Annotated in this window: 18 protein-coding genes and 1 riboswitch; of the genes, 6 read left to right on the top strand and 12 right to left on the bottom strand. The window is 35.8% G+C overall.

What is annotated here, in order from left to right:
• The 7 genes from IO90_RS16850 to mutY form a co-directional block, all read right to left on the bottom strand.
• Window positions 1-1107 carry a serine hydrolase domain-containing protein gene (locus IO90_RS16850; protein ID WP_051878880.1) on the bottom strand — a complete coding sequence of 369 codons (1107 nt, stop codon included), beginning with the start codon at window positions 1105-1107 and terminating at the stop codon, window positions 1-3.
• Window positions 1095-2063 carry an alpha/beta hydrolase gene (locus IO90_RS16855; protein ID WP_081871844.1) on the bottom strand — a complete coding sequence of 323 codons (969 nt, stop codon included), beginning with the start codon at window positions 2061-2063 and terminating at the stop codon, window positions 1095-1097. Before IO90_RS16855 ends, IO90_RS16850 begins: the two co-directional genes overlap by 13 nt.
• A 46-nt stretch (window positions 2064-2109) precedes the next feature.
• Complete coding sequence (gene trmD, locus IO90_RS16860) at window positions 2110-2784, bottom strand: tRNA (guanosine(37)-N1)-methyltransferase TrmD (protein ID WP_034970040.1); 675 nt, start codon at window positions 2782-2784, stop codon at window positions 2110-2112.
• A 73-nt stretch (window positions 2785-2857) separates the two neighbouring features.
• Window positions 2858-4117 (bottom strand): NAD(P)/FAD-dependent oxidoreductase, encoded by a 1260-nt coding sequence (locus tag IO90_RS16865; RefSeq protein ID WP_034970043.1) that lies wholly within the window; start codon window positions 4115-4117, stop codon window positions 2858-2860.
• A gap of 150 nt (window positions 4118-4267) precedes the next feature.
• Complete coding sequence (locus IO90_RS16870; protein WP_034970047.1) at window positions 4268-5320, bottom strand: hypothetical protein; 1053 nt, start codon at window positions 5318-5320, stop codon at window positions 4268-4270.
• A gap of 11 nt (window positions 5321-5331) precedes the next feature.
• A complete protein-coding gene (locus IO90_RS16875; protein ID WP_034970350.1) occupies window positions 5332-7143 on the bottom strand; it encodes a TonB-dependent receptor plug domain-containing protein in 1812 nt (603 codons plus the stop codon).
• 28 nt (window positions 7144-7171) lie between these two features.
• Window positions 7172-7360, bottom strand: a riboswitch (cobalamin riboswitch).
• 30 nt (window positions 7361-7390) lie between these two features.
• Window positions 7391-8449: an A/G-specific adenine glycosylase gene (gene mutY, locus IO90_RS16880; protein ID WP_051878883.1), complete on the bottom strand. Its 1059-nt coding sequence runs from the start codon at window positions 8447-8449 to the stop codon at window positions 7391-7393.
• A gap of 47 nt (window positions 8450-8496) precedes the next feature.
• On the opposite strand from mutY, the gene IO90_RS16885 reads away from it, so the two are divergent.
• Both IO90_RS16885 and IO90_RS16890 read left to right on the top strand, forming a co-directional pair.
• Window positions 8497-8787: an HU family DNA-binding protein gene (locus IO90_RS16885; RefSeq protein ID WP_027383593.1), complete on the top strand. Its 291-nt coding sequence runs from the start codon at window positions 8497-8499 to the stop codon at window positions 8785-8787.
• Window positions 8788-9023: 236 nt separating this feature from the next.
• Window positions 9024-10580 carry a ribonuclease E/G gene (locus IO90_RS16890; protein WP_034970051.1) on the top strand — a complete coding sequence of 519 codons (1557 nt, stop codon included), beginning with the start codon at window positions 9024-9026 and terminating at the stop codon, window positions 10578-10580.
• Between the two features lie 56 nt (window positions 10581-10636).
• Here the strand turns inward: IO90_RS16890 and IO90_RS16895 are convergent, their stop codons facing one another.
• The 3 genes from IO90_RS16895 to IO90_RS16910 form a co-directional block, all read right to left on the bottom strand.
• Window positions 10637-13873 (bottom strand): T9SS type A sorting domain-containing protein, encoded by a 3237-nt coding sequence (locus IO90_RS16895; protein WP_034970055.1) that lies wholly within the window; start codon window positions 13871-13873, stop codon window positions 10637-10639.
• 85 nt (window positions 13874-13958) lie between these two features.
• Complete coding sequence (locus IO90_RS16900; RefSeq protein ID WP_034970059.1) at window positions 13959-14564, bottom strand: hypothetical protein; 606 nt, start codon at window positions 14562-14564, stop codon at window positions 13959-13961.
• Window positions 14565-15111: 547 nt separating this feature from the next.
• Window positions 15112-15687: a Crp/Fnr family transcriptional regulator gene (locus IO90_RS16910; protein ID WP_051878887.1), complete on the bottom strand. Its 576-nt coding sequence runs from the start codon at window positions 15685-15687 to the stop codon at window positions 15112-15114.
• A 341-nt stretch (window positions 15688-16028) separates the two neighbouring features.
• Between IO90_RS16910 and IO90_RS16915 the strand changes: the two genes are divergently transcribed.
• A complete protein-coding gene (locus IO90_RS16915; protein ID WP_034970066.1) occupies window positions 16029-17573 on the top strand; it encodes a PglZ domain-containing protein in 1545 nt (514 codons plus the stop codon).
• Between the two features lie 257 nt (window positions 17574-17830).
• Here the strand turns inward: IO90_RS16915 and IO90_RS16920 are convergent, their stop codons facing one another.
• Both IO90_RS16920 and IO90_RS16925 read right to left on the bottom strand, forming a co-directional pair.
• Window positions 17831-18145, bottom strand: coding sequence for a helix-turn-helix domain-containing protein (locus IO90_RS16920; RefSeq protein ID WP_034970070.1), 315 nt, complete (start codon window positions 18143-18145; stop codon window positions 17831-17833).
• Complete coding sequence (locus IO90_RS16925; RefSeq protein WP_034970074.1) at window positions 18142-18498, bottom strand: type II toxin-antitoxin system RelE/ParE family toxin; 357 nt, start codon at window positions 18496-18498, stop codon at window positions 18142-18144. The genes IO90_RS16920 and IO90_RS16925 overlap by 4 nt, the downstream gene beginning before the upstream one ends.
• Before the next feature lie 179 nt (window positions 18499-18677).
• Here IO90_RS16925 and IO90_RS16930 point away from each other — a divergent pair, with 179 nt between their 5' ends.
• From IO90_RS16930 to IO90_RS16940, 3 genes are all read left to right on the top strand, one after another.
• The gene (locus IO90_RS16930; protein ID WP_131450910.1) at window positions 18678-19178 is read left to right on the top strand and encodes a hypothetical protein; all 501 of its coding nucleotides are present in this window, start codon (window positions 18678-18680) and stop codon (window positions 19176-19178) included.
• A 7-nt stretch (window positions 19179-19185) separates the two neighbouring features.
• The gene (locus IO90_RS16935; protein ID WP_034970080.1) at window positions 19186-19956 is read left to right on the top strand and encodes an exodeoxyribonuclease III; all 771 of its coding nucleotides are present in this window, start codon (window positions 19186-19188) and stop codon (window positions 19954-19956) included.
• A 133-nt stretch (window positions 19957-20089) separates the two neighbouring features.
• Entirely contained in the window at window positions 20090-20722 is a 633-nt protein-coding gene (locus tag IO90_RS16940) for a trimeric intracellular cation channel family protein (RefSeq protein WP_034970083.1), read from the top strand.
• Window positions 20723-20779 lie beyond the last annotated feature (57 nt).

The following is a 20779-nucleotide window of genomic DNA, read 5'->3' on the forward strand; positions in this document are numbered from 1 at the left end:
TTATTTCAAAAGTTTAGAATCCATCACAATCTTTCTGATTTCCTGCTCAAAATAATAGGCAATGTCAAAGTTTTCGTTCGCCACATTTTCCATTACGATAACGCTGGTTTTGGTCTTAGGATAATATAAATTGACCGCCGTAAAACCTTCGCTCGGATGAAATCCTGTGTGCCCGATTTCGTAGATATCAGCCTTGTCATTGATTCTCAAACCGTAGCCATAACCAATCGGATTTTCACTGAAAAGTTGATGCGTTGCGGTGGTGGAATAATTGGTCATCAATTGATAAGTTTTCGGTTTCAAAAGTTTTCCGTTGTGCAAACACTCATTCCATTTGGCCAAATCCGGTGCGGTCACCATCAGATGACTTCCAAAATAATAGGAATCATCAAAACCTGATTTTTCATTCAATTTAAAACTTCCGTCTTTTCTAATGGTGTGGCCTTTTGTCAAAAGTTTACTATTGTTTTCGCTAGGATAAGCGCTATCATTCATTTTGCATTTTTTGAATAATGCCGTCACCAATTCCTCGTAACTTTTCCCACTTTGCTTTTCCAAGACCAATCCCGCGACAGAATATCCGACATTGGAATAACTGAATTCCGTTCCCGTTTTCAATTTCAAAGTTGGTTTCAAATCATCGCTGTAAAGTCCCGAAGTGTGATTCAGCAAATGATGAACAGTAATGCTATCTGCCCAAGAATATTTGAAATCGGGCAAATATTTCCTGATTGGGACGTGCAAATCAATCGTTCCTTTTTCAACTTCCTGCAAAATCAAGGTTGCTGTAATCTGCTTGGCGATAGACATAGTCGAAAATCTATCATTGATTTTCAAAGGCGTTTTCTTGTTGAAGTCAACATAGCCAAAAGCTTTCGCGTATTTTTCCTTCCCGTTTTGTTTAATGAAAACCACACCGTTGAAAGTACGTGGCGTTGTGCTTTTGATTAAGCTGTCAATTTTTGCTGAATAATCGTCTTGTTGCTGTGCTTCAGCATTACAGGAAATCAGTAAAATAGCTAAGGCACAGGAAGCCAGTTTGAAAAGGTGTTTCATTGGTGTTTTTGAATTAATATTAATGTATTTCGAAGGTTTTAATTTAACCATTTTTCAATTGTTTCAAGGAATATTTGTTGTTGGTCTACAAATAAATAATGGGAACAATTTTCGATGATTCTGAAATTATTTTTTGTTACAATCTTCTCCATATCATCAAGTTGTCTTGGGGAAAATACATTGTCCTGTTGACCATAGATTGCAAATAGATTTACCTTCTTTTTTAGTTTTTTCAGGATTGGTTTTGTATCGATATTATTTTTGCTTTCATTTTGATAAAATACAATAGGCGCATTATCATTTCGGATATTGTTTTTCCCAAATTCGCTGGATTCATATTCTTTCCGTAGTTGATTGGCTTCTGTAGTGGGAAACGGCATTTTAAAATAATTATTTTGGCTTGCAATTTCATAACATAGTTTTCTATATTCAGCTGAGTTTTTAGAAAGCTTTTCTATTTCCGAAATTTTAGAAAGCATCAAAATATCATTCTTATCCAGATAATTTTTTTTAGTTGAATTTAAAATATGGTTGTACGTTTCTTGCTGAGAAAACAATGCACCGGCTAAAATTAATGATGATACTTTTTCAGGATTCTCTTCCGCAAAAAGCGTTGCAACCAAGCCTCCAAAACTGTGAGCAAGAATATTTGCTTTGCTGATATTGTAGGTTTTATACAGTTCTTTCAAATCATTATTTGCTTCCTGATAGGTGAAAGTTGCAGTTGTGTCAATGGAACGTCCTTCGCCACGTCTGTCATAAATAATAACGTAAAAACCGTTATCGGCTAATTTTTGCGCAGTCGTTTCCTCAAAAAGTGTGGAGTTTCCTCTCGGTCCGCCGTGGATAAAAATAATTGGTAGGTTTTTCCTGTTTCCATAGGCTTTAGAATATATTTCTACTCTATTTTGAGAGATAACTGACTCGTCTTTTTGTTGCGCAGAAAAATTAATAGGAATCAATAAAATAGCGACAACAAAGCCAGCCAGTTTGAAAAAGTGTCTCATTTGTGTTTTTGAAATTGGTTAAAAGTTTTTGTTTTTATTCTTGAAATTACTCCAATAAATCCGGTCGCCTTTCCTTCGTTACTCTCACTGCTTCATCGTGCAACCAATCTTCAATGGCTGAAGTATTACCGCTTAACAAAATTTTTGGGACAGATAATCCTTTGTAAGTTTCCGGTCTTGTGTAGATTGGTGGCGAAAGAAGATTGTCCTGGAAACTGTCTGTCAATGCACTTTGCTCGTCATTCAAAACGCCAGGCAAAAGTCGGATGACGGAATCTGCCAAAACGCACGCTGCCAATTCTCCACCTGTCAAAACGTAATCGCCGATGGAAATTTCTTTCGTGATGTGAAGGTCACGAACACGTTGGTCAACGCCTTTGTAATGTCCACAAAGGAAAATCAGATTTTTTTTAATTGAAAGTGTATTCGCAATTCTTTGGTTCAAAGTTTCGCCTTCGGGTGTTAGATAGATGATTTCGTCGTACTCTCTTTGCGATTTTAGGTCGGAGATGCAGTTGTCCAAAGGTTCGACTGTCATTATCATTCCTGCGCCACCGCCATAAGGTTCGTCATCCACTTTGCGGTGTTTGTTGGTGCTCCAATCTCTAACGTTGTGAAAATGCACTTCTGCCAATCCTTTTTCCATCGCTCTTTTCAAAATCGAGGTTTGGAACGGGCTTTCCATCAGTTCTGGAAGTACACTTATGATGTCTATTCGCATAATTATAAATGATGAATGATGAATGATAAGTGATGAATTGCAATCAATTATCATTTATCAACTATCGATTATATTACTGTTCTGTCGGATTTTTTCTTGATGGCGCGATGATCAACCTTAATGAAGAATCTTTGTTGATGTAACTCCACATCCAGTTGAAGAAAATTGCCAGCTTGTTTCTGACGCTCAGAATCAGCATCAAATGTAAGAACATCCACAGATACCACGCAAGAAAACCTTGAAATTTGAAGTTTGGAAGATCCACAACGGCTCTGTGTTTTCCAATCGTCGCCATAGATCCGCGGTCGATGTATTCATATTCCTGCCAGTTTTTCTCTGAGTCTTTCTTTAGATTATTAGCTAAATTTTTTCCTTGGTTAATAGCAACATTCGCCACTTGTGGATGTCCAAGCGGATATTTTGGCGTTTCCATATAAGCGATGTCGCCAATTGCGAAAATATTGTCAAAACCTTTGACTTTGTTGTATCGGTCGACAATATATCGGTTTCTTATAAGATTTTCTTTGTTGAAATCATCGATGATATTTCCTGTAACTCCGGCGGCCCAAATCACATTGTTGGTCGGGATGGCATTTCCACTTGCCATATGAATGATTTCGCCGTCGTAATCTGTTACACGTTCGTTTTTTAGGAATTTCACGCCGAGTTGATTCAGGTAAACTTCTGCAGAATCCTGTGATTCCTGACTCATAGCTTCCAACGGTTTGTCGCCTGCACTGATGAGAATAATATTAAGATCATCAAAATTCATTCTCGGATAATCTCTTGGAAGAATGTGCGATTTCATCTCAGAAAATGCACCTGCGAGTTCTACGCCTGTTGGTCCGCTTCCTACGATCACGAGATTCCAATTCCCATCGTCACTGGATTTTCTTTCGATGATCATCTTTTCGAACGTCATCAAAATGTGATTTCGGATTGTGATAGCTTCCTGCGTGTTTTTCATTCCTAGCGCCAAATCCTGCATCTTCTGATTGCCGAAGAAATTGGTTTTGCAACCTGTCGCAATCACGAGTTTGTCATAAGTAAAAACGCCATCGTCGCCGATCACTTTATTTTCGGAGGGAATGATTTTCTTCACCTCCGTCATTCGGAACTGAATATTTTTTGACCTTTGAAAAATCTTTCTGAAAGGAAAAGAGATATTTGAAGGCTCGATTCGGCCAGTTGCTACTTGATAGAACAAAGGTTGGAACATGTGATGGTTCATCTTGTCAATGACCATTACTTTATATTTTCCTTGGTTGTTAAGATGTCTGGCAAGTTGTAAACCTGCAAATCCACCGCCGATTATCACAATTTTTTCCCTCATTGCTGATTTTTTACAAATTTAAGATTTAATTTTTTTTGAGATTGAAGAAATGCAAAAATTGTGCTTAAAATTTATGAAAAGTATAATTTGATCAAAATAAAAAAGCCTTGTCAAAAATCTTGACAAGGCTTGGAATTTCAAATAATGAAATTAATTTTTATAGAAACCGTTTGTTCCAATTCCAGAACGGAAAGTCTTAATTTGTGAGCCTGACAAATTATAAACATTCACAGTACTTGATTCTGTGAAACTTGCATTGGAAAGGAAGATTTTACCTTCGATCACATCAAAACCATAAGGTGTTCCTGTAGCTGTGAAAAGTGTTGTAGGAGTCGATGTGGCGATAGCCATATTTTTAGAATAAACTTTGTTTCCCATATCCAAGAAGTAGAAATTACCAGATGCTATTCTTAATTTTTGAACGCTTGGAAGGCCGGTAAGTGTGGTAGTAGTAAACGTTCCATCTGTAGCATTAATCTTATAAATGTAAGAATCTGCAGTTCCTGAGACAAGTGCGTAGGCAAAACCTTCGTAAGCAACGAGATCTTTGATAATTCCTGAATCAGGCAACGTAACTACTTTGTCAACAGCATTCGTCGTTGGTTTTACGATTGTGATTGTGTGACCTGTTGGCAACTCGTTCCAGTTGGAATCATAAGTAGAACCATCCGTTTGTACAATGATGTTTCCGCTGGCTTCAACTACTTTTTCTGCGTAACGGTCAAAGTCGATGCTTTTGATGAAGGCGTTGTCAGCATTGTTATAGATGTTTAGTTTTTTTACATCAAAAAAGTTATTGTTAGTTACGTAATATTGGCTTTCTGTAAACGCAATATATCTTGGATTGACGATATTGGAAGTAACAGTTGCGTTTTTCTGAAAATTGAAACGGTTTGCAATCACAATTTTGTTACTGTTGTTAAGAACCAAATACGCATTTGTACCTTTGAAACCAATAGTTTGGAGAACGTCTCCAAGATTTTCATTGTTTGCAGGAGTGTAGATGTCTTGTTTTCCGGCAGACAGATCTGCTGTTACAAAATCTACAGTGGCGTCTGGTTTGTTAAAAGATCCTTCGTTCGAAATTAGAATTCCGCTGTAAGAAACTTCCTGATTATCCAAATCAAAGTCATCGTCGTTACAAGATGCTACAACCAAAAGTGTCGAGGCAAAAACTGCGGTTAAAAATTTGTTGAATTTCATATATATTTATTTTAAACTTTTAAAGTTAGGTTGACGGCATAGTTCCTCTTCGGCATAAAGTAATAATTCACAGTTTCGTAGATTTGATTGGCAACATTATTTACTTTAAAACCAACTTGAATATTTTTGATTAGGTTAATATTAATTCCAGCATTCAAAACTAAGAAATCTTCGAGGAAATTACTTTCCGTATTGTTAGTAAATCGCTTGCTGTTGTACAAAGCTTGGAAAAGCAATCCAACGATTTTGTATTGATAATTGGTGTTAAAATTAATCTGATGAATCGGAACATAGCTCAGCTGATTCTTAGTTTCTTGGTCGATTGCTTTCGTGTAAGAATAGCTAATTTGAGAATTTAATTTCTGATTTTTCCAGTTTTTATTGAAAGCCAATTCCGTTTCCAAGCCATAAAAATCGACTTTGTCCACATTGATGGGCGACCAGATCGCGGAAGTCATCGGCACCCATTGGATCATATCTTTCATTTTGATATAATAAGGCGTGATTCCCAATTTGAAATTTTGATAAATGAAATAATGCGACATCTCCGCCTGATACGACGTTTCCGCTCTCAAATCTGGATTTCCACCAGGCGTCCAAAACAAATCGTTGAAAGTTGGCGCTTTGAAATTTCTGGAAATATTGATTGAGGTTTGATACCAATCAGTCATCTTATATTTCCCGCTTGCCGAGAACAAAAACGGACTTTCGTAACCTTCTACAAAATCATATTTTGCGCCCAATTCCCAGTAGAATTTTGCCAGTTTTTCATTTCTGTAAAGCAAAGAAAGATTGACTTGATTTCTCTTCGGATTGATGATGCCAGATTGATAACCTTCGCCTTGGTTGTGTTGATATTCTGAAATTAAATTGAGTGAAGATTTGTTTGAAACAAAATAATCGAGGTCATTTCGAACGATATATTGTTTCCCTGTTCCACTGCTGGATTTTGCTTTGTTGATGTCACCAAAATATTGGAAATTGTCTTCCAAATAAACCAATTTCAAATCATTTTTTAATTTGGTTGAATGTAATTTCCAGCCAGCCAAACTTCGGAAAGTCTGAACTAAATATTTGGTTTTGGTTTGATTTTCATCAAAAATAGGGTAGTGCTGATCGCTGTCGTAATGCTGAGTTTGCCAATAGAATTCATTGTTTTCATTGGTCTTATAAGCCAAACCAAGATTGAATCCCGTGTTTTGATATTGCCCGTTTCTACTGATGAATTTCTTCTCGGGAACTTCATAATCATTGTCACTTTCCGAATGATTTGCTGAAAAGCTCAAACTCAATTTCTCGTTGCTGAATTTGGTTTTGATGACAGAATTAAACGTTCCAAAAGAACCATATTCCGAAAACAAGCTTCCGTGAAAACCTTTGTTGAAATCCAAAGTGTTATTAAGATGAACAGAACCTCCAATCGCGCCACTGCCGTAAATCACACTTCCGCCACCAAATTTAATTCCGACATTTTCATAGCTCAGAAGATTCAAATTATTGATGTCGCCTTGCCCTAAAAATATAGAATTTACATTGATTCCATTCCACACAAAAGCTGTTCTCTGCGCGCCAGTTCCACGAAATGAAGGTGATGAAGTTGCGCCTCGGCCATTTTCTTTGATGTAGATATTAGATTGAAATCTCAGAAGATCCGAAAGCGATGTCGAGTTTTCTAAAATCTGTTCAGAATTGATTCGAGATATTTTCGCCGTTTTCCCAATTTTATTGAATTGATTATCAATAAATACCGTGTCGATCAAAGATTCCTGAGCGGAAATTTGATGCAAGATTAACAGAGAAAAAAGTGTAAATAGCCGTTTCATTACAATCTGCCTTTCCTCCGAAAGCATTATTTTTTTAATTTTCTCTGGCAGGTCTCCTGACTTTCGCTGATTTTGCGCCTTCTCATCCTTAATCACAGACAATGGCATAGATTACAAAATCTCTTTTTGCGATTTACAGTTGCGGGGACAGTTGAAGATTTACGCTTCATTCCCATTTAATCCCAAATCTTAGGGAACCAAATTCTCGGCAAATATAATGAAGTTCAAGCAATAATATCAATATTCCTTAAAACGGCAATTTTCCAATTTCTGCAATATCTCGTTTTTTGTAAAAAGTTTCCAGTGGTTTCGGGAAAGATTTTTCATCCGCCAATTTTTCATCCACGATTATGAAATCATTATCCGAAGCGAATTTCTCCAATTCTTTTTTCGATTCCAATTCAATCGTATTGATCTCGATTGTCATATTTTTATGCGTCAGTTTATGATTGATAATCTTGGAGTTGATAATTAATTCTTCCCATTCTTTAGGAACTGAGGTCGGAAATTCATACAATTTCTTCCAGATGAAGTCATTTCCTCTTTGTTTGATGAGAAACTGGTTTTGAAATTTGATGAAGTAATATTTCAGACTCAAATCTGTGACTTTTGCTTTCTTGGTTTTCACAGGAAATTCTGAGATTCTTCCCGTTTGATACGCGATGCAATCATCATTCACAGGACATTGACCACAAAGTGGATTTTTTGGTTTACAGATTTCCGAACCAATGTCCATAATTGCTTGGTTAAAATCTCCAGGTTTGTCTTCCGGCATTATTAATAAAGCCAAATCCGTGAAATATTGAAACGCTTTGGAACTCGACATATCAAAATCATCCGCAAAAATCCGTGACAAAACCCGGTAGAAATTCCCATCGATTGCCGGAATCTTTTCATCAAAACAAATACTTGCAACTGCTGCAGCCGTATATTTTCCAACACCTTTCAGTTTCAGAATGTCGTGATAATGCGTCGGGAATTTACCATCAAATTCCTCGATGATTTGATGTGCTGCTTTGTGGAGATTGATGGCGCGGGAATAATAGCCCAGGCCTTTCCAATACAACAAAACTTCATCTTCCGGAGCCTTGTGAAGTTCCTCAACATTCGGGAATCTTTCTATGAATCTGAGGTAATGTCCGAGACCTTGTTTTACCTGAGTTTGCTGCAAAAGAATTTCGCATATCCATATATTATAAGGATGCTGATTTTCTCTCCAAGGAAGTTGTCTGGCATTAGTATCATACCACTTTATTAGCTTTTTCCCAATGTGAAGAAAATCAGCATTTTGTTTGTTTGTTTTCAAAAATATATCTTATATTTGCACACCAAAAATATAAAGAAAATTATAAAATGACAAAGGCAGAATTGGTAAATACCATCTCGAACAAGCTGGGAGTAGAAAAGAATGATACACAGAAAGTTATAGAAGCATTCATGCAAGAAATCAGAACCTCTATGTATAATGGAGATAATGTTTACTTAAGAGGCTTTGGTTCTTTTATCATCAAAACAAGAGCGGCTAAGACAGGAAGAAACATTTCTAAGAACACAGCAATTGAAATTCCTGCCCACAACATTCCGGCTTTCAAACCTTCAAAAACTTTTGTGGAAAAAGTAAAAACTAAAGTTGCAGTTAAATAAGAATAGAATAATATAACTAACGTATAAAAATATAAATTATGCCAAGCGGAAAAAAAAGAAAGAGACATAAGGTTGCAACTCACAAAAGAAAGAAAAGAAGAAGAGCAAACAGACACAAGAAGAAAAAATAGTAATTTTTCAACGTCTTATACATATAAATATAGTTGGTCTTTTGCCAACTATATTTTTGTTTTATATTTACAACCTAATTTAGTAAAAAACCCGTTTATGGAGTTATGAAGAAAGAACTGATAATTTCCAATGAGGAAGACGCTTCAAAGATCGCATTGTTGGAAGATGGACGCCTTTTTGAACTTCACGAGCAGAAAACCAAATCCGATTTTGTGGTTGGTGACCTATTTTTAGGGAAAATAAAAAAACTTGCCCCAAACCTGAATGCCGCCTTCGTGAGCATTGGGACAGACAAAGATGCGTTTCTGCATTACCAAGATCTGGGACCTCAATTTCTATCCTATCAGAAATTCCTGAAAAACACGATTTCCAAAAAACAACAAACGCCAAGTCTCAAAAATGCCGAGCACGCCAAAGACATCGACAAGATGGGAACGGTGGACAAAGTGTTGGCCGCAGGCGATGTTGTACTCCTTCAAATCACCAAAGAACCAATTTCTACCAAAGGACCGCGTATCTCTACACAAATCTCGCTTACGGGAAGATTTTTGGTCTTGATTCCTTTTGATAATAAAATTTCCATCTCCAAAAAAGTAAGCGACGGCGCTGAAAAAGAACGTCTTAAAACTTTGATTGAAAGTATTCGTCCAGAAGGTTTTGGTGTCATCATCAGAACTGTGGCTGAAGGAAAGAAAGTGGCTGAACTTCATAACGATATGAATCAGCTGGTGAAAAAGTGGGAAACGACTTTTAAGAATATTCAGAAAAATAAAGTTCCTAGTAAGATCTTGAGTGAAGAGGACAAAGCATCTTCGATTCTAAGAGACAACTTCAACCAGGATTTCGTAAGCATTATTTGTGATGACGAAAAAATGGTGGAAGATATGAAAGCTTACATCGAGGTCATTGCTCCCGAACGTAAGAATATTGTTCAGTTCTATGATTCTCATATTCCGCTTTTGGAATATTACAATGTTGAAAAACAGTTGAAACAGAGTTTCGGAAAACACGTGAATATTCCTGCTTCCAAAGGTGCTTATCTCGTAATCGAGCACACAGAGGCACTTCACGTGGTGGATGTGAATTCTGGAAACAATATTTCATCCTCATCAACCAACAAAATGCATGCTTTGACAGTCAATAAAATGGCGGCCACAGAGATCGCAAGACAACTTCGTCTTCGTGATATGGGCGGGATCATTGTAGTGGATTTTATTGATATGGTGGATGCGGAACACAGGAAAGAATTGTACGAACATTTCCGAGACGAAATGAAGCGTGACAAGGCAAGACACAAGATTTTACCACCTTCCAAGTTTGGTCTGATCCAGATGACAAGACAGCGTGTCCGCGCAGAAAAAAGCATCGAGACTAACGAAGAAAATCCGAACAAGGACGGCGAAATCATCGCCCCGATCGTGATCATCGAAAAGATGGAAGATTCCATCAGAACCATAATGGCGACAGAGAAAGGCAAGCTTTATCTGCACGTGCATCCGTTTGTGGAAGCTTATCTGACCAAAGGTCTGGCGAGCATCCAAAACAAATGGTTCATCAAATACAAAAAATGGGTAACTATCATTCCTAGAGATTCTTTCAAAATGTTGGAGTTCCATCTCTACAACGCTCAGAAAAAGGAATTGATCAGCTTTTCCAATTAAAAAACAAATGTCGCTGTAAAAACAGCGACATTTTTTATGGATTATGAGATTGATTTTTATTTTATAATAACCTGATGGCTTTCTACTTTATCATCATAGATTATTTTTAAGGTATAAACACCTTGTAACAGACCGTTAACAGACATTGTTGCTTTGTTGTTATTTAATTTTACCGTTTTCTGTTTACTACCCAAACTGTTATACAATTCTACCTGAATATCGTTTTTACTTGCAGGCGTATTGTATTGATTAACCAAAGCGATATTAATAAAATCATTGGCAGGATTTGGAGAAACTGTGAAAAATTCGGTGTTTACAATATCCGTTTTTCCTCCATAATTATTAAAGAAAATATATTTCCAAGCACCCCAGCCACAATTATTTTTTCCGCGTGCACGTACTTGTATTGATGTGTCTTGTGCAAAAATAGTTACCAAGTTTCCTGTGAATTTTCTTCCGTTGCTACCTGGTGTACTGTTTACAAAAGTAGAATTACCTGTTACCATTTCCCATTCATAATCTGTGTAAATATTTTGATTCGCTTCCATACCGATACCTTCTACTACTTGTTGAAAAGTTTGATTATAAGGATAATAACCATAATTGAAACAAACGGTATCATAAGGATTACCACAAGCGGCATTTGGAATTTTTACAAATGGAGTTCCAAGATAAATTGTTTTGGTAATTGTTTGTCCATTTTGAAAAGTAGCAGTTATTGTTGCAGAGCCATTATATATTGCTTTTACATTGACGGTATAATCTGTAAAACTTATAATTTGAAGATTAGAAGAAACTGTCCAAGTTGCTTTGCTTGGCATTGTACAATCATTAGGTAAGCTATAGGTTGCAGTTTGGTTAAGACATAGTTTATCTGCACCTTGGAAAGCATCGGTTTTTATAGGGAACCAAGGAGATTGAGGTTGCGCGTCTAATTCTTTCATAAGCCATTTTACACTTTCTTCTGTGAAAGAGGTGTGTTGTGTGTTTTCGGATGAACCATAATAGCTATCAAAGGGAGTTAATTTATTACTTGAACATGCTAGATTAAAGTTAAGGGGATTTCCCCAATTTTGGTTTGGTTGTAAATGTCCAAGTGCCGAAAAAGTAGAAATAAAAGAATGATTAAATCTAAAATCTCGTAATTCAAAATAGCTACCTCCTATAAAATCAGAAATATTGCCTAATGGATTACCCCAGAAGCTCCCTCCTGTTGGTATTGGTGATGTTCCTAATACTGAATTTGCTATATCCTTTTGTGCTGGAAACCAACCGCCAGGAACTGTATCCATATTTCCTCTCGAATTTATGTTAGGTGCTATGGTTGTTCTGTCATCAAATCCTTTTTTAAATCTTGATACTCTTTGAGAACCAACGTTATATGAGGGCATAAAGTGGCTCTCTAAACTCGCAATATGGATGGTGAATGTAATTGATCCAATCGGTAAATTTATATTAACTCTCTGAAAGCCTCTTATGTTAAGAACTTTTTCACTATCAGTTCCAATTGTTTTTCCTGTCAATGAACCATTCGCCAATGCTATTTTCCTCAGATTAATAGGATAGCCTTTGGAGTTAGGTAATCCGTTTGCAAATTGATTATCATAAAACTGTTGGTAAAAAGAATTTCCAGAATTGCTGTTAAAACCTTGGTATATTGTTCTCCCATTTAAATTATCATTGTTAACTTGATGATGATTAGGATTATCTCTATGAAATTCTATTAATTGTTGTCTTGCTGCAGGGGATCCAAGCTGTTTATCATAAAAATCAGCAGCTTCCACACTTTTCCCTGTTGTTGCTAGCAAATTAATTAATGCTTGGTCGCCTAATGGTATGTTGGCTCCTAGATGAGGGCTATCTACACTAATCCAAAGACGTGTATTATGATCAATACCTTGCTTTTCTAAATAAGATAAAGCATATCTTGATGTTTGTCCACCCATACTTGGTCCTACAATAGCCAATTTTTCTGTGCTACCATTACTTCGTAGTTCTGAATTGAAATTTTTGATAAGCGTTGCTAATGTCAGTGCATTTCTTTCTATGTAATCTGCTCCACCATCCACCTCGCGGGAGTTTGCAGTGCCACAGGGAACGATATTATAAGGAGCTATATTACTCACGCAATATGTTGGATGGTTGACAATTGTTACATCGTAGCCTTTATCTCTAAGCTCTTTAATAAGATCTTGCCTAATAGTTTCACCATTAATGTTTTTGATATAAGTCATCATATCTTGGATTGAAAAAGTTTCTCCAGGTTTATATCCGGGCATTTCACAACCAAAAATTTTGCGTTTATCCCCGGGGTCGAAACCATCCAGTATGATAATAGGTTTTCTGATCTTTCTATCTGTACCGCCGGTTCTGTATAATATACGATAATCAAACTTTCCTTTGAAAGAAAAAGGTTCATCATAACCTTTGAATTCTGTATCGGAAACGATGGAGAAATCATTGGCTAGTGATTCTCCATTGCATAAATTTGTTTTTGCGCTTGATTTTAGTGCCAAAACATCACTGATTTGGAAATTAGGTGGGGAATACGTAAAATAAAAACTTCCATATGTTGTAAGTGTTGTTTCATCCCAATAGACAATATCGAATTTTATTCTTTTTGTGCCAGATTCAGAATAATTAATAATAAAACTTGCCGGTTTAAACAATCCGTCTCCAGTAATCATTCTCGAGATACCATCTCCAAAATCTGCATGCAATGATTTGATTGTCTTTGATCCATTGAAAAAATTCAAATTACTTTTAAACTTAAAAGTAACTGATGTTCCTTTTGCTTCTTTTTTGAGTGGAGAAATTATGGTTGTAAACAGTTCTAAAAAAGCAGGCTTTCCATTGTTGTTTTTAACAAAAAGATTTGTTGATGTATTAAAGGAAAGTCCGCCATTGCTCTGACTCTCTTCGTCATAGTATAGCATATGGAAAGGCGTGTTTATAATTCCTATGTCAACAACATTATCTTTGTATTTATTGGCAATTGTTAATTGTCTTAAACCAAGATAATCAATGAATTTTGTTTGATTACTACCGTAATTCAGATCGGTCAAAGACTGTTCAAAGAAAGGGGCATCTGCAGTATTAAAATCTGAAGATTTATTAAAATCATAAAGCCTCGTAAAAATACTTGATCGCTGATATAATATACCACTTGTTACGGAGGATTTATCAATATTGACAAGCTTATCATCGAGCGTGGATGTTTCACTTGTTGGCAGTGTTTGTGTATATGAGCATACAAAAAGTAAACTCATACAGAAAATCATGATTTTTTTCATAATTTTGAGGTGTTTAAATGGTTAATGAAAATGTTTTACGTTAATTGTTTATTTTGAGAGGAGAATTGCAGTTCTCCTCTTTTTCTTAAGGGAAATTATGGCTACTAATTGTAGATGTATTGATGTCAAATCTACCATTTGTTATTTCAATTTCCTCTTTTCCATCAGCTGTTCGAAGTTTTCCCGAAAATGTTCCGGAGACAATTGCTTGTCCTCCGTATTTTGTAATAGTTGTGTTCCCAGAGTTTTCATAAGATGTGTACCATTTCCAAGTATTGGTATTATAATCAAAAGCTCTTACATAAAGATAATTCTGCATCAGTCCATCAATATCATTATTAAAATTAGACTCTTTCCAGAAATACTCTCCTACACCTTTTGTAGGCAGGTCTTGCAAATGGAAATACATATAATTTAATGGTTTACCATCACGTAGATTTGCAACTCGCATTTCTCGATATTCATATGTGCTTGATGAACTTCCCCACCAACTCAAAGCTTTAGCATTACCCATCACGTCACCTATGCCGTCTCTCGGATAAAACAATTTTCCATTTACCATACAACCTAAAGTATTGGCTCCGTTTTGTGTTTCGGGAGGCAGTTTAGGTGTATTGTCTTCTGTTTCATTATCTCTGTTGCAACTTATCATAATAAGCAGAGAAAAAAGTAAAAGAATTATTTTTTTCATAATGTTTGATTTTTGTTAAAGGTATATTGTATGAATGAGCTATGCATTGATATGAATCAAAAAAGGATTTATTGTTATGAGATTTAAGGGGGTGACTGCATTACGCCAAAACCTCCCATTCGCATATCAGAAATTGCAACAATAACCGCTATAGTCAATCCAGCGAGTGAACCTCCAACCGATAATCCAATGGTTTTGCCTCACGAGAATCTTCTTTTTTCAGACTTGGTTATTTCATTTATTGGAAATGCTATTTTTTGATTTTTATATAAGCCAATTAATGTGTCATTCTTCACTTCAATAGCATTCATTTTAGTTTTTATGCCATTTCTATTGGTGATCTTGTATTTCTTTCCTCCTTCAAAAGAAGTAGTGTTTCTGGTGTTTGTGTAGGAATAACAACTAATGTTTGTCAATCCTATTAACACGACTAATAAAAAGTATCGTTGCATCTTAATTATTTTTGGATAAAACTAACGACACCATCTGAAATAAAAATTGATACAAATCAAAAAGCGCAAAAACCAATAGATTTTTGCGCCCGACATTATTTTTTAGACTTGATTCGGCTGAGCGTTTCGGGACTCATTCCCATATACTCTGCCATATCTTTGTTGGAAATTTTGAAAAATAGCTTTGGGAAAACTTTCGTCAGTGTATTATAGCGTTCTCTGGAGTCCATCAGCATTACAGATTCCAGTCGCCATGTTGTGAAAGTTAGATAGTCTTCTAGAATCTTGATGTAAATTTCTTTATAGACAGGAAACTTTTCTATTAGCAATTTAAAGTTCCGAAAATTGATGTAAATCAATTTGGTTTCTTCCAGAGCTTTGATGTTTTCGGAAGATGGTGTTTGATTAATAAAGCTTGAGATGGAAGAGCAGAAGTTGTTTTCTATTGCAATTCCATTGATGGCTTCTTTTCCCAGCTCATTTATGAAATACGTTTTCAGAATTCCTTTTTCAATGAAAAAAATGTGATTGCATATTTCACCTTTTTTAAGAACTATATCATTTTCATTATATGTTTTCTCTTCAAAGACTTGATTAAGGAAAATAATTTCATCCTCACAAAGTGTTTTTCGTTTTCGGAAATAATTAATGATTGGAGATTGTGCTGTCATTTGAATTTTTGTTTTTATGTTCCTAAAATAATATATTTTTTTTAATCATTCCACCATGTTGATAATATAATATTTAATTAAGATGTTTTAAAGTTTATTGTGATTTTTAATGAACATTTTTCTTGAAATAAACTACTTTAGTTTTAATATATCTGATAATCTTTGGACGAACGAAGAACGAACATAGGATATAGAAAGGACGAACAAACCCAAGTGAAAAATTTATACTTTTTAAAATTAAAATTCCCTTTAACTAATATTTAACGCCAGTCCTCTGTTATTTAAATATAATTGTGATATTTTGGTCATAATTTTGATGCTTTAAACTTAAATAAAAATATATGTCAGGAAAAATTTTATGGATCGATGATGAAGTAGATCTTCTCAAACCTCATATCGTCTTTTTGGAAAACAAAGGTTACAACGTAACACCCGTGAATAACGTGAATGAGGCTTTGGATTTGATAGAAAAAGAAAGATTCGTTTTGACACTTCTTGATGAAAATATGCCAGGAATTTCCGGATTGGAAGCAATCCCGATGATCAAGGAAAAAGATAATGCGATCAAGATCGTAATGGTCACCAAAAGTGAGGAAGAGCATATAATGGAGCAAGCGATCGGGTCACAGATAGAGGATTATATCTTGAAACCGGTGAATCCTAATCAAGTGCTTTTGTCACTCAAAAAAATCCTTCAAAGTGAATCATTGGTTGAGCAAAAAACAATCGTTGATTATCAGCAGGAATTCCGAAACTTGAGTATGGAATTGTCTTACTTGAGAACCTATCAAGATTGGGCAGAATATTATAAAAAGATTTTGAATTGGGAAGTAAAATTCGATAGAGTTTCCGATAACGAGTTCGGTGATTTGCTTCAAAATCAAAAAGAAGAAGCCAACATCCAGTTCTCAAAATTCATAGAAAATAACTACGAAGATTGGCTTCACGGCAACGATAAACCGATGATGAGCCACACACTTTTCAAAGACAAAGTGAAACCAGAAGTAGAGAACGACAAAGTCCTTCTCTTGATGGTCGATAACTTGAGATATGACCAGTGGAAAGTGATAGAACCATTATTCACCAAGTTCTACAACAAAACTTCCGAAGATTATTATTTCAGCATATTGCCAACAGCAACGCAATACGCTCGTAACTCATTCTTCGCAGGATTGATGCCATCAGAAATCGAGAAAAGATTCCCAAACAATTGGTTCAATGACAACGAGGAAGGCAACAAAAACGAATTCGAAAGAGACTTCCTGGAAGACCAAATGAAACGTTTGGGACTATCCAGCAAATCGATGAAATACCTGAAAATCCTAAACTCAGACTTCGAAAGAAAGATTTTAGAGGATTTCAACCAGCACAAGAACAATGATCTGTTAGTGATTGTTTACAACTTCATCGATATTTTGTCCCACGCAAAAACCGATAACAATATTGTAAATCAATTAATTAGAGACGATAAAACCTTCAGATCGCTCACCTACAACTGGTTCGAGAACTCATCATTACTGAAAATCATCAAGTTGGCCGCAGAAAGTGGATTCAAATTGGTGATCACGACTGATCACGGCACAATTTATGTTAAAAAACCTAGTAAGGTAGTTGGCGACAGAGAAACCTCCACCAACATCAGATACAAAACCGGACGAAGTTTAACCTACGAGGACAAAGATGTTTGGGCGGTGAACGACCCAGGTAAACTCTTTCTACCAAAGGGAAATCTAAGTTCAAAATATATTTTTGCGAAGAATAATATATTCCTAGCATACCCAAAAAATTATAATCACTTTGTGAATTATTACAAAGAAACTTATCAGCACGGTGGGATTTCCCTCGAGGAGGTCATCATCCCGATAAGCATATTAGAACCCAAATAGTTTTTTCATAGTTTATTTGATTTGGGTTTACCGGGGCGGAAGAAGCGAATGCTTTTTCCGCCTTTTTCTTTTTAGGAGCAAGACGATTGGTACTTCTTATAACGCTTCCAACCCGCTATCCACTATATCTTTTTTGCTTTCAGAACGTTTTGTCATCCAAACAAAATTTCCCCAAAAAGCAAAAAAGGATGCCGTTCCTATCGGGGCTATGTTGAGGTTTGGTATTTCTTTTGACGATTCCATTCAGAATTCCGAACTTATTTTCCAATGCTAATATTCAAATTCGGCAATTCTACTTGTAGTTTAACATTAGCTTTCAAAGCAGAAAAAACTTTCATCAAAGTATCCATTGTGGCATTACTTGCATTGCTTTCAAGTCTTGAGATTTGAGCTTTTTGTACGCCAATCAGTTTTCCCAATTGTTCCTGAGTCAGATTTCTTTCTTTTCTCGTTTCCTTTATCGCTTTGCCAATTAAATCCATTTGAAGTTCATATTCGAAAATATCACGCTCTGGCGTTCCAACTTTTCCGATGAGTTTATCTTGGATTTCGTCCAATGTGAATGTTTTCATTTTTTCTTATTTTTTGATTGTTGGTTTGCAAAATATTCTGTTCTAGATTTTACAGCTTTTTGAATTTCATTATCGGGAACTTTGCTTCGCTTTTTTACAAATCCGTGTGTGGAAATTACCAAAGTTTCTGAAGATGAGGTTTTATCCCAAAAAGCCAGAAACCCGTACTGAAACCCTTGATACAGCGTTCGGAATTCCCAAATTTCATCATTCAGTTTTTTAAAAAGTTCTGGGTCGTGTTGTATTTGAGATTTACGAATATTATAAAGAATCTTTTCGTAATGCTTTTTATCAAGACCGCTTAGAAATTCAAAAGCTTCTTCAAGAAATATAATTTCAAAAAGTTTTTTCATTCATCTATGTTTTGTCCAAAGTTAGTAAAAAGTTTCATTATAACGAAACTATTCGAGCTTGGTATTTCTTTTGACGATTCCATTCAGAATTCCGAACTTTGATTTTCAGCGAAACTCATTTCCCAGTAATCAACAAAGTTTATTCTGAATCACCCAATCTTAAAAACAAAATTGAAATTATGAAAGACATTGACGCATTACTCCAAGAACACCATCTTGACAGGCATGAAATAGAAGAGTTGCTCCAACAAAATGAAAAGATGCAAGCCATCAAACTCGTATTTGATAAAACAGGAATAGGACTGAAAAATTCTAAAGACCTCGTAGAAGCTGTCCAGCGGAAAGAAACACACTTCACGGAAGATAATTCCTCCAGCAACAGCAATGTCTCTGTGAAGACGTTCAACAAAAATGGACAACTCACCGTCAAATTGAAGTTGAACAATCAACCGGAAAAAGTGGTTTTCCCTTCCGACCCAGATTGGGTTGAGGTCAAAAGAGTGATGGGAGACAAACCTGAGCTTATTGCTTACGAAAAAGAATATCTGGAAAATCCTATTCCATTTCAAAAGCAAAAAAGCACACTTTTTATAGAGGAAGACAATTCAAACAAATGGAAATTTGTACTTTTGGCGTCGGTTTTAGCACTCGCTATTATCTACTTCATTTACTCAAATTAAAAATAAAATGAAAATCATTTCCTACAACGTCAACGGAATCCGCGCCGCTTTTACAAAAGATTTCCTCGGTTGGCTTAATGTCGCAAGTCCGGATGTCATCTGCGTTCAGGAAAGCAAGGCAGGAAATGACCAGATTGATATCGAAAGTCTCGAAAAAGCAGGTTATCACAGTTATTGGCATTCCGCAGTGAAGAAAGGTTACAGTGGCGTAGGAATCGCTTCTAAGGTAAAACCAAACCACGTAGAATCCGGTTGTGGCATTGAAAGTTATGATAACGAAGGCAGGATCATCCGCGCAGATTTTGACGGTTTTTCCGTGATTTCCGTTTACGTTCCGTCAGCTTCAAACATCGAAAGATTGGAATTCAAAATGCAATTCTGCTTTGACTTTTTACAATATATTAAGGAACTTAGAAAAACCATCCCGAATCTCATCATTAGTGGCGATTTCAACATCTGCCATCAGGCAATTGATATTCACAATCCAATTGGGTTGGCAAACACTTCCGGATTTCTTCCGATGGAACGAGAATGGATGACGAAGTTTATGAACGAAAATAATTTGACAGACAGTTTCCGACATTTCAATGACCAGCCAGACCAATATTCCTGGTGGAGTTACAGAGCTGGTTCGCGCGCTAGAAACAAAGGCTGGCGTTTGGATTACAACTTCGTCTCCGAACCTTTGAAAGATAAAATGACCAGAGCGGTGATCCTCCCAGAAGTCAAACATTCCGATCATTGTCCTGTAATGGTAGAATTCGAATTTAAGGAATAGTATTTATTTATCTTCGAGAACCTCAGACTGACAAAATAAATATCAAAATAGTATAGGAGATGTCATGCTGAGGTTCTCGAGGCATTCGCAAAATCAATCATCATCATTTATCAACCATCAATTGTAAAAAGTCGTGCACGAGCAATTCAATCTTATCATAGAAATCTTGGGAACTATTTCCTTCTCGATGTCGGGCAGTTTTGCCGCGATGCAGAAACGTCTGGATCCTTTTGGCGTTTTGATTATTGCTTTTGTGACGTCTGTTGGTGGCGGAACGGTAAGAGATTTATTACTAGATGTTCCGGTTTTCTGGATGGTCGATATTCTTACATTTGTGTTGATTCTTTCTACTTGTGTTTTATCAATGATTTTCAAATCGATAGAAAAGAATTTTAAAGTAACATTGTTTATTTTTGATAGTTTTGGATTGGGATTGTTTACGATTATCGGGATTCAGAAAGGTCTTACGCTTGGTTTTCACCCTTTGATATGTCTGACTTTAGGGACGATTACGGGTTGTTTCGGTGGGATCATCCGCGATATTTTACTTAATCGAATTCCATTGATCTTCCGAAAAGAAATCTATGCTACGGCATGTATCATTGGTGGTGGAACATTTTTGTTGTTATCTAAATTTTCAATTTTATCGTATACATTGGTTCAGATTTTTACAATTCTTCTGATTGTGACCATTAGAACTTTGGCGGTAAAATATCATTGGAGAATTCCAAAATTCTATGGTTATGAAAGCAATCAAGAAATGTAAATATTTCATTTAATTGTATTAATTTATGATTTTTATTTAATGTTTTTGATAAAATTT

Origin of the sequence: Chryseobacterium sp. FH1 (genome assembly GCF_000735135.1) — a bacterium.
In the GTDB taxonomy this organism is placed as follows: domain Bacteria; phylum Bacteroidota; class Bacteroidia; order Flavobacteriales; family Weeksellaceae; genus Epilithonimonas.